9 protein-coding genes are annotated in these 9650 nt (G+C 57.6%); 1 reads left to right on the top strand and 8 read right to left on the bottom strand.

Going from position 1 to position 9650, the window contains the following annotated elements:
* Positions 1–144: 144 nt before the first annotated feature.
* The 7 genes from ACFO1S_RS00535 to ACFO1S_RS00505 all read right to left on the bottom strand — a co-directional run bounded on the left by ACFO1S_RS00535 (position 145) and on the right by ACFO1S_RS00505 (position 7814).
* Positions 145–1110 carry a helix-turn-helix transcriptional regulator gene (locus ACFO1S_RS00535; protein ID WP_204604613.1) on the bottom strand — a complete coding sequence of 322 codons (966 nt, stop codon included), beginning with the start codon at positions 1108–1110 and terminating at the stop codon, positions 145–147.
* Positions 1111–1208: 98 nt separating this feature from the next.
* Positions 1209–2411, bottom strand: a complete 1203-nt coding sequence (locus ACFO1S_RS00530; RefSeq protein ID WP_204604614.1) for an MFS transporter — start codon at positions 2409–2411, stop codon at positions 1209–1211.
* A gap of 69 nt (positions 2412–2480) precedes the next feature.
* Positions 2481–3077 carry a TetR/AcrR family transcriptional regulator gene (locus ACFO1S_RS00525; protein ID WP_204604615.1) on the bottom strand — a complete coding sequence of 199 codons (597 nt, stop codon included), beginning with the start codon at positions 3075–3077 and terminating at the stop codon, positions 2481–2483.
* Positions 3078–3277: 200 nt separating this feature from the next.
* A complete protein-coding gene (gene fucU, locus ACFO1S_RS00520) occupies positions 3278–3709 on the bottom strand; it encodes an L-fucose mutarotase (protein ID WP_204604616.1) in 432 nt (143 codons plus the stop codon).
* Between the two features lie 22 nt (positions 3710–3731).
* Positions 3732–5249, bottom strand: a complete 1518-nt coding sequence (locus tag ACFO1S_RS00515) for a rhamnulokinase (RefSeq protein ID WP_204604617.1) — start codon at positions 5247–5249, stop codon at positions 3732–3734.
* Between the two features lie 36 nt (positions 5250–5285).
* A complete protein-coding gene (locus ACFO1S_RS00510) occupies positions 5286–5942 on the bottom strand; it encodes a class II aldolase/adducin family protein (RefSeq protein WP_204604618.1) in 657 nt (218 codons plus the stop codon).
* An 81-nt stretch (positions 5943–6023) separates the two neighbouring features.
* Positions 6024–7814: an L-fucose isomerase gene (locus ACFO1S_RS00505; protein ID WP_204604619.1), complete on the bottom strand. Its 1791-nt coding sequence runs from the start codon at positions 7812–7814 to the stop codon at positions 6024–6026.
* A gap of 127 nt (positions 7815–7941) precedes the next feature.
* Between ACFO1S_RS00505 and ACFO1S_RS00500 the strand changes: the two genes are divergently transcribed.
* A complete protein-coding gene (locus ACFO1S_RS00500; RefSeq protein ID WP_204604620.1) occupies positions 7942–8982 on the top strand; it encodes a LacI family DNA-binding transcriptional regulator in 1041 nt (346 codons plus the stop codon).
* Positions 8983–9037: 55 nt separating this feature from the next.
* On the opposite strand, the gene ACFO1S_RS00495 is transcribed toward ACFO1S_RS00500, so the two are convergent.
* The gene (locus tag ACFO1S_RS00495) at positions 9038–9610 is read right to left on the bottom strand and encodes a nitroreductase family protein (protein ID WP_204604621.1); all 573 of its coding nucleotides are present in this window, start codon (positions 9608–9610) and stop codon (positions 9038–9040) included.
* Positions 9611–9650 lie beyond the last annotated feature (40 nt).

Here is a 9650-nt window from a genome sequence, read left to right as displayed (position 1 = left end):
TGGTTTGATGCGCCCTTTTTCCCTGACTCGCACGCTTTCTGCTCAAGAAAATTTCCAAATCGCTCAATTCAGGGACTTGACATCATACCGCTGGACTTTGTCTTTACAAGACAAGGATACCCCAGGGAACCTGACAACATAGTGTCAAGTTCCCCGGGAGGAGGAATAAATTTGTCCAATCTCGGCGGCCAGCCTCTCCACCTGCCGTCTGACGGATAGCGGCTCCACCACTTCAACTTCCGGACCGAAGCTGAGTATAAAGCCGTACAGCCAGCGATCCTCCGGAAACTCCGCGCGAACGAGATAATGCTCCTCCTGCCCGTTCTCAGCCGGTTCGGCGGCAAGCGCTTCTACGTCGAACCATTCCTCCGCCAGATGCTTGACGCCGCGCCGGAATCGCAGCGTCAGCTTCGCCAGTTTGTCCGGGGCCTTCCACTCTTTGTTCCAGGGCAGGAGCTCGGTTTCCGCCTCCCGGTGAACGAAGCGCTTCTCGCGAACCGCAATCTCCTTGATCCGGAACAGCTTAAACAGGCGGAATTCCTCTCTTGTCAAACAGTATGCGTATAAATACCAGGACATCTGCTTTAATACGAGCGCATAAGGCTCCACCGTTCGCTCCGTTTCACGGCCTTGCGCGTCGCAATAAACGATAGCCGTCTCCCGTTCCTCCTCCGTCGCTTGCTTGAGCAGCAGAATCTTCTTCTCGACCCAGGCGTTGCGCGTCCAGGAAGAGAAATCCACGATCAGCCTTCTCGTTCGCAATTGAAACCCCTCGGCATCCGCGTCGGGCACGATGCTTCTGATCTTCTCCAGCAGCAGCTTGGAATCGCGCGACGGCACAATCGTCGAGACGCTCTGCAGCGCGCCGACGATTTCGACCAGCTCATTGTTCGTGAGCACGCTGCGGTCCAGGCGGTAGCCGTCCGACAGGCCGATCCCGCCCCCGGCGCCTTGATAAGAAACGATCGGAATGCCCGCTTGATTGATGACATCGATATCCCGATAGATCGTGCGAACGGATACCTCGAACAGGTCAGCCAGCTCCTTGGCCTGAACCTTCCTTCGGTTAACCAGCAGTATAATAATAGATAAGAGTCGGTCCAGCTTCACGAGCTTGCATCCCCATTTCGTCCGTCAGCGCTTGTTTACCCTCTATTCTATCCTTTTGTCGGCCATCCGGCGATCCCCAGGCTCCCAAGACTCCTGCCTTAAGCTGCCGACAATGCCCGTCTTTCCTTCCTTCCCGCTCGTATGGACAGCAGGAAGCTGATCAGGAGAACCAGGGCGGCGATCCCGTAAGGATAATTCATGTCTACATCGAACAGCATGCCGGCCACCGCCGGTCCCGCGATGTTGCCCAGGCTCGTGAACGCCGAGTTTAATCCCGCCACGTAGCCTTGCCGTTCCTCGGCCATCATGGACATCTGCGTGCCTATCGCCGGGCGCAGAATGTCGATGGACAGGAAGACGACAAACGTGACCGCGAAGATCAGCCAGTAGCTGGGAGCGAACAGCGTCAGCAGTATGAACAAGCCGGCTGCGAACAAGCATAGGGAGATGACTCTTCTTTCTCCGAAACGATTCAAAATCCAGCCGAACACGGTCGCCTGTACAACAGCGCCGGAAATCGAGCCGAATGTAATGATAAAGGCGATGTCCTGAGGCGTGAATCCTAGCTTGCGGTCCACGAACAGCCCGAAGACCGTCTCATAGTTGGCCAGTCCGAACGAGATGACGAAGACGATGATCAGGCTGAGAAAATAAGGCTCCTTGTACGAGCCGCGCAGCTGCGTAATAAGGCTTTCACGCTTGGCCGGCGTCTTCGGCTTCTCTTCCGTATCGAATTGACGCTTGGATTCGGGCAATACCAGCATGCTCAGCAAGGCTGCGACAAGCCCTGCGACGGCGGCGGCATAGAAGGGAACGCGAAGTCCGAATTCGGCAATATAGCCGCCAAGGCCGGGCCCGATAATAAAGCCGGTCGTCATGGCCGCATTGATATAGCCCATCCCTTTGGCCCGCTCATCCTTCGTCGTCATATCGGCAGTATAAGCCATAATCGCCGGCATGATCAGCGCCGCGGCGACTCCTCCCATCAGCCGGGAGGCGAAGAGCGGCACAGGCGAGCTCGCTATGCCGAATATCCACTCCGACACGGCGAACAGAAGCATGCCCGCGATGATCATTTTCTTGCGTCCCATCGCATCCGACAAGCGGCCCGCGATTGGCGAGAATAGCAATTGCGTAAGCGAGAAAGCCGCAACCAGCAAACCTACCGTGCCGCCGGTAATGTGCAGCTCCGTCATATATTTAGGAATAATCGGGATGACGAGTCCGATTCCGGCGAATACGAGAAAAATATTCAGCATCAGGAGCAGTATCGCTCCTCTGTCTCTTAGAAGTAAAGTCATGTTGTATTCTCTCCCTGTTTTATACTGAACGTTCGTTCTATATCTGGATGAAAAAAGAGCCTCCCCGCATTAAAGCGGTTTGGCCATGCCGTAGAGCAGTACCTCGACGGCTGACTTGCATAAAGCCAATGCTTCCTCTTGCTTCATCTTCCGCGAATGCTGGCAAAGCCCGATGAGCAAGCTGTCCAGAATTAGGGCCAGCGAATCTACATCCTGACGGGCGAATTCTCCGCGGTCGACGCCCTGCTGCAGCAGCTTTCGATTGAATTTCACATACCCCGCTACCATATCGGATATTCGTTCTTCCACCTCGCCGGATTTCTCCGACTCGTAGAAAAACTCGTCGCCTGCTATCGTCAGCGGATGATTCAGGTGGTCCAGAACCAATTGTTCCACGAACCCGAAGAGCTTATCCTTAGTCGTCGAATAGGCACTTTCCTTCTCCGCCCACTTCTGCTCCCATTCCCTGTCGTATTCATCCATCAGGTACAGAAACAAGCCTTCCTTGCTCTTGAAATGATAGTAAATATTGCCCGCGCTGCTTCCCGTCGCTTTCAAAATATCGTCTATGGAAGTCGCTTTGTAGCCTTTCTGGACGAATAACGCTCTCGCCGCATCGGCTACCCGCTTCTTGGTTTGCTCGCTCTGCTGTTTTTTCTTGTTCATTTCTCACGCCCCAATCCGGTCCGAAGATGTCAGTATCCTCAATAATACTGAACATTTATTCAGTATCTTAGCCGAATCCGCCCGCGTTTGCAAGTCCCGGATTCAGCTTTGCTCCAACAAACGAAAAGCAGCGAACAGGATAAACCTCCTGCTCGCCGCTTCTATTGCTCAGGGGTGGCTATCGTCCCTGCAGCCCGGGGCTACTCGGAAATGACGCCTTTTTTTAGAATCACGTTCGCGTACAGGGCCCCTTCTCCCGTAGCGACGATCGCATAGGCTTTCTTGGCGCGCTCGTAGAAAGCGAAACGCTCCACTTCCTCAAAAGGAGCCTGAAGCCCCGTACGCGCTTCGATGATCTCCCCATAGGCGCTCCAGATCGGAGTTTCGACCGTGTCCCCCGGCATGACCTGCATCAGCGCCACAGGCTTGTCGACGTACTGGTCCAGCGGAAAGAGCTTCAGAATGGCGTCAAGAAGCTCCGGGATGCCGTGACCGTCGGCCCGAATCAATCTCTGAGCGTGACTTGCGCCGGGGAAATTGCCGTCCGCCAGCACGATTTCGTCGCTATGTCCCATTTCCATAAGAATCTTCAGCAATTCCGGGGAAATCAAGCTGGATATTCCTTTTAACATTTCGCATTCCCTCCTTGTTTCGTCACACCCGACCGAAGCTCAAGAAGGCAGCGTATGCGGCCTCCCATTCGGCGCTTGCCGTCGGCTCGTACACGTCGATCGGGAACGAGGCCGCAACCAGCTCGCGAGCTTCCCGCAAATCCTTGCACTCGCCCAGCGCGACCAGTTGCATAAGCATGTTGCCGATGGCGCTGGCCTCGATCGGCCCCGCCCATACCGGCTTGCCGATCGCATTCGCGGTGAAGCTGCACAGAAGCCGGTTCTGTATGCCGCCCCCGACCATATGCAAGCCTCCGTACTCGCGTCCGGTCAGCCGCTCCGCCTGCTCCAGCGCCTGCCGGTAGCGAAGCGCCAGACTTTCCAGCAGGCATCGGACAATCTCGCCCTCCGATTGCGGGATCGGCTGGTTCGTCTCCTGGCAAAAGGAACGGATTTTGTCCGTCATTGCGCCCGGAGAGAAAAATCTCGGATCGTCCGGGTGGATGAGACTTCGGAAAGGCACGGCTTGCTCCGCCAAGCGAACGAGCTCGGGAAAGCCGATCTCGCTTCCTTGCTCGTCCCATTCCCGCTTGCATTCCTGCAGCAGCCACAGGCCCATAATATTTTTCAACAGCTGATAAGTGCCGCCGACGCCGCCTTCATTCGAGAACTCCAGCTCCAGCGTCTCGCGGCTGAGCAGCGGTCCGTCCATCTCCGTCCCCAGCAGCGACCAGGTTCCGCAGACAAGGAAGGCGAACGGCTCGTCTCCCGCAGGCACCGCCGCGATGGCCGACTCGGTATCGTGCGTCCCGACGGATACGGCTTGAATGCCGGGCACGCCCAGCTCCTCCCTCACTTCCGGCGACAGCGGCCCCAGAATCGTCCCAGGGTGCACGGGATCAAGGAACAAGCGGCTGGGAATGCCCAATCTGTCCATCAGTTCCTTATTCCAGGCCTGCGTGCCCGGGTGATAGAGCTGAGTCGTCGTCGCCATCGTGAATTCGCAGGATTTGACGCCCGTCAGCAAATAGGCGAGCAGATCGGGCGTCAGCAGCAGCGTGTGGGCCATGTCCAGCTTCGGAGAAGCGGCTTTTCTCATGGCGTAGAGCTGATACAGCGTATTGAAGGGCATGAACTGGAGTCCGCTCTGCTCGAACAGCGCCTGCGGCCCGATCAATTGCCCGACCTCCTCGATCAAGCCTTCCGTGTGCGGGTCGCGATAATGATACGGATTGCCCAGCAATTCCCCATTCGCGTCAAGCAGCCCGAAGTCTACGCCCCACGTATCGATGCCGAACGTTGCCGGCTCGTAGCCTTGCTGGAACGCGAAGCGAATCGCTTTCTTCATTTCGTGCAGCAATCTCAGCGTGTCCCAATGCAGATGCTTGCCTACCTGGATGGCGTGATTCGGAAAACGATGAATTTCCGCGACCTCCAGCGTGCGTTTCCCCCCCGGCTCCGAATCGGTCTTGAGCAGTCCGATCAGCGCCCGGCCGCTGCTGGCGCCCATGTCGAACGCAAGCACCGTTGCATCCGTCGTCCGCGCAGCTGCTTTCGTCATATGCGATCTCCTCCCCTCTTCTCCAGCCGCGCTGCTTTATTTCATTTTTTGCAGCAATTGAATCCGGTACGCTTCGCTTTCCAGCGAAGCAATTTCCTCGAACTCTTCCTTCGTCAATACCTTCGGAGTTTTGATAGCTTGAGCGATAAGGAAGATTTTGGCGCTTTCCTCGACGACCTCGGTACGATAGTACGCCTCGCGAAGATTGCGGCCGGTCGTAACCAGACCGTGGTTGCCGAGCAAGATCGAGGAGTGCTCGATTTTCTCCACCACCGCGTCGGCCAGCTTGTCGGTTGTCGGCAATACGTAATCCACGTACACGGTTTTGCCAACGAGAGCGGCCTGATCCGGGAACATGATCGGCAAGTCCTTCTCCACCAGCGTAAAAGCGATGCAGTAAGGCGGATGGGTATGTACCATGGCGCCGATGTTCGGATTTTGCCGATAGGCATACAGATGCATCAGCACCTCGGAGGAGGGGCGCAGTCCGATATCGGTAATCTCGCCGCTGGCGATATCGACCTCTACCCATTGCTCAGGCTGAATCTCATCCAGAGCGAAGCCGCTTGGAGACAGATACATCTTGCCTTCATGACGCGCGCTGATATTGCCTCCCGGGCCGACGACAAGCTTATTGGCAACGGTTTTCTGGGCATATTTGCATAATTCCTGACGAATTTCTTGGCTGCTCATAGCTGAATTCTCCATTCCGCAGACAGACGGATGCCGCCTGACCCGAAAGCGGATCAGACGACAGCGTCGTCGCAATCGTTTTTATTTGTACAGCGGGCCGAAGTTGGCGCAAGCGCGATAGTCCGCGCTCTCCGCGTTGTCCGTGCCGAACAGTCCCCATGCGCGCGGGCGGAAAAGCTGCTCTTCCGGCACGTTGTGCATGCTGACCGGAATACGCAGCATAGATGCCAGCGTAATCAGATCGGCGCCGATATGGCCGTAGCTGATCGAGCCGTGGTTCGCGCCCCAGTTGTCCATCACGTCGTAGACGTTCTTGAACGCGCCCTTGCCGTTAAGGATCGGAGCGAACCAGGTTGTCGGCCAGGTCGGATCGGTACGCTCGTCCAGCGTCTTGTGAACCGCCTCCGGCAGATCGACGGAGTAGCCTTCCGCGATTTGCAGCACCGGTCCGATGCCTTTGACCAGATTAAGCCGCGACATCGTCAGCGGCATGCCGCCGCGCGTCAGGAAGTCGGAGGAATAGCCGCCTCCGCGGAAATAGCCGACCGACGCGGAACGCCAGGAGGTCGCATCCAGACACTTCTGAGCTTCCTCTTCGGTAATTTCCCAGAACGGCTTCATCGCCGGCTGGCCGTCTCTCGACTGCTCTCCCGTTCCGTCCATCGTCGCCGAGCCGGAGTTGATCAAGTGAAGAATTCCGTTCTCCGCCGCGCCGGACAGCTTGTGCCCCGTAACCCGCTCTACGGATTCCGGACTCCAGTAAGTGCGCACGTCCGCGAAGATTTGCGCCGTATTCGTCAGCAGGTTGCCGAACAGCATCACCGCGCCGTTCAGGCTGTCGTTCTCCGTGGAGACGATGTATGGCGCGCGAATGCCGTTCCAGTCGAACGACGAGTTCAGCATCGTTTCCATGAAGTCGCCGTTCGGGAAGTGATCCGTCCATTGGCGCTGACCCTGAAAGCCGGAGACGATGGCGTTGTGCCCTTGCGCCTCTTCGCCGAAGCCGAGCTCCTCCAGGCGAGGATTGCCGACCATCAGGTCGCGGGCGATGATCGTCATCTTGACGACTGTCTCCCAATCCTGATCCTTCTTGGCGCGGGACAATTGAATATCCTCCGGATTGTTGTCCGGTCCTTCTACGCAATTTTTCTTGACCCAGGCAAACGCTTTCTCGAATTCCACCGGATCGTAAATATTTTCTTCCATGCGGCGAACGAATTCGCTCATGTCGATGTATTCCGTACGCAAGCCCAAATATTCCTGGAAGAACGCATCGTTGACGATCGAGCCGGCGATGCCCATCGATACCGAACCCATGGACAAGTACGACTTGCCTTTCATCAGCGCGACCGCCAGTCCCGCTCTTGCGAAGCCAAGCAGCTTGCCCTTGACGTCTTCCGGCACTTCCTTGGAGCCCGCATCCTGAACGTCGTTGCCGTAGATGCCGAAGGCCGGCAAGCCCTTCTGCGCGTAACCGGATAGCACGGCGGCCAGATAGACCGCGCCCGGACGCTCCGTTCCGTTAAAGCCCCAGACGGCCTTCGGCACGGCAGGGTCCATGTCCATCGTCTCGGTGCCGTAGCACCAGCAAGGCGTAACCGTAATCGATACGCCGACGTTTTCCTTGGCGAACTTGCTCGCGGCAGCGGCGGATTCCGCCACGCCACCGATGGTTGTATCGGCGATTACGCATTGCACCGGAGTGCCGTCGGGATAGCGCAGATTGTCGGAGATCAGCTTGGCCACGCCAAGCGCCATATTCATCGTCTGCTCTTCCAAGGACTCGCGAACGCCTCTGCGTCTGCCGTCAATCGTCGGACGAATACCGATCTTCGGGAATTCGCCTTTCCATCTGAACTGCTGCTCTGCCATGTCGTTAGCCTCCAAAAGGTGGGATAATGTTACCGATAACCCTAAGTTAACAAGGAAAACGCTTGCTGTCAATTCTTTAATTTTGTAAGATGGGAAGTACACAAAGACGATGAGGGGCTTTAGAATCATGGTTACAATCTACGATATTGCCGCCAAGGCCGGTGTGTCCGCGATGACGGTATCCAGGGTTATCAATAACACTGGGAAAATCAGCGACAAAACCCGGGCGAAGGTTCGGCGCGTCATGGAAGAGCTGAATTACGTTCCCAATCATATGGCTCGTAGCCTGGTGCTGCAGCAGAGCAATGTCCTCTTTCTGCTCATCACGGACATTACGAACCCCTTCTACACGACGCTGGCGCGCGGTGCGGAGGATGCGGCCAAGAAGCACGGCTATCGGCTGCTGTTCGGCAACTCCGACGAAAGCCTGGACAAGGAGAAGGATTACGTGGATGCGATTCTCGCGACGCGGGCGGACGGCGTGCTGGTTGCCCCCGCCGGAGATTTGTCCCTGCCGCATCTGGAGACGCTTCGCCTACATCAGGTCCCATTCGTTCTGCTGGATCGCGAGGTGCCGGGCATGGACAGCGACGTTGTGCTCGGGGACAGCAAGGAAGGCGCCCGCAAGCTGGTCGACCACCTCACCTCGCAGGGGCACGAGCGGATTGCGCTGATCAACGGCTCTCCGCAAATCTCCAGCGCGCGGCTCAGGTTGGAGGGCTATCGGGAGGCGTTGAAGCTGAACGATCTCGCGTTCGATGAGGCGTATGTGCTGGAGACCGCATTCGAGCCTCGCAGCGACCTGTCGGAAATCGAGCGGTGGCTGGACCGCATGGACCCTGCCCCGACCGCTATCGTAGCGGGCAACAACGTGCTTGCCGTGGAGGTGATCCGCACCTTGCATGCCCGCGGCATCCGGGTGCCGGAGCAGGTGTCCCTCGTCTGCTTCGATGATCTGGGGCCCTTCTCCGAGATCGACCCGTTTCTGACGGTAATCGCCCAGCAGGCCTATCAATTCGGTTACCTGGGCACGCAGATGCTGGTGGAGCGGCTGCAGGAGCGCGGCGTAACAGGCCTCCCGTGGAAGAAGATCGTGCTGCCCGCCGATATGATCGTACGGCGCTCCGTGGCCGCCATCTCTCCGACAGACGGACGTTCGGCCAGATGACATAGAAGAAGAGCCAATCCTGTCGTTCTCTAGGATTGGCTCTTCGCGTGTCCGACTATTCCATCCAGACGGTTTTCTCCGCGACTGGAGCTCTCTCTGCTTGCGGTATCGGCATATCCGGATACCCGATGTACAGAAGCCCGACAAGCTGCTCTCTGGCAGCAAGGCCGAAGGCTTGCTTCATCCGCTGATGATAGGAAGGAGCGCCTGTCCGCCAGACGGCGCCAAGCCCGTTCGCATGAGCGGTCAGCAGCAGATTTTGCACCGCCGCGTGCACCGCGGCCAGCTCTTCTCGCTCGTCTGCCTGCGGGAGCTCCGACGGGGAGCATACGGCGGCGATGACGACAGGAGCCCGGAAGGCTTTGGCCGCCTCCTTCTCCTGCCGCTGCTCGCGTTCCTCCGCCGATATCTCGCCCCATGTCTCTGCAGCAATGTCCGCGTAGGCTCTGCCAAGAGCGCTGCGGCCTTCTCCCATCATGACGATAAATCGCCAAGGCTCCGTGCGATGGTGGCTCGGCGCCCAGGTGGCCGCTTCGAGCAGCTTCTCCACCAGCTCCTTCGGCACGGCATCCGGCTTGACCTTTCCTATGCTCCGCCGTCCCCGAATGATGTCCTCCAAGCTTGCCATATCCGCATTCTCCTCTCTCTGTCGCCCGCAGTGAAATGCA

Source organism: Cohnella boryungensis, from assembly GCF_042651945.1.
GTDB classification, from domain to species: domain Bacteria; phylum Bacillota; class Bacilli; order Paenibacillales; family Paenibacillaceae; genus Cohnella; species Cohnella boryungensis.
Note: the sequence above shows the minus strand (reverse complement) of the source record. Positions and strands in the feature narration are given on the sequence as shown.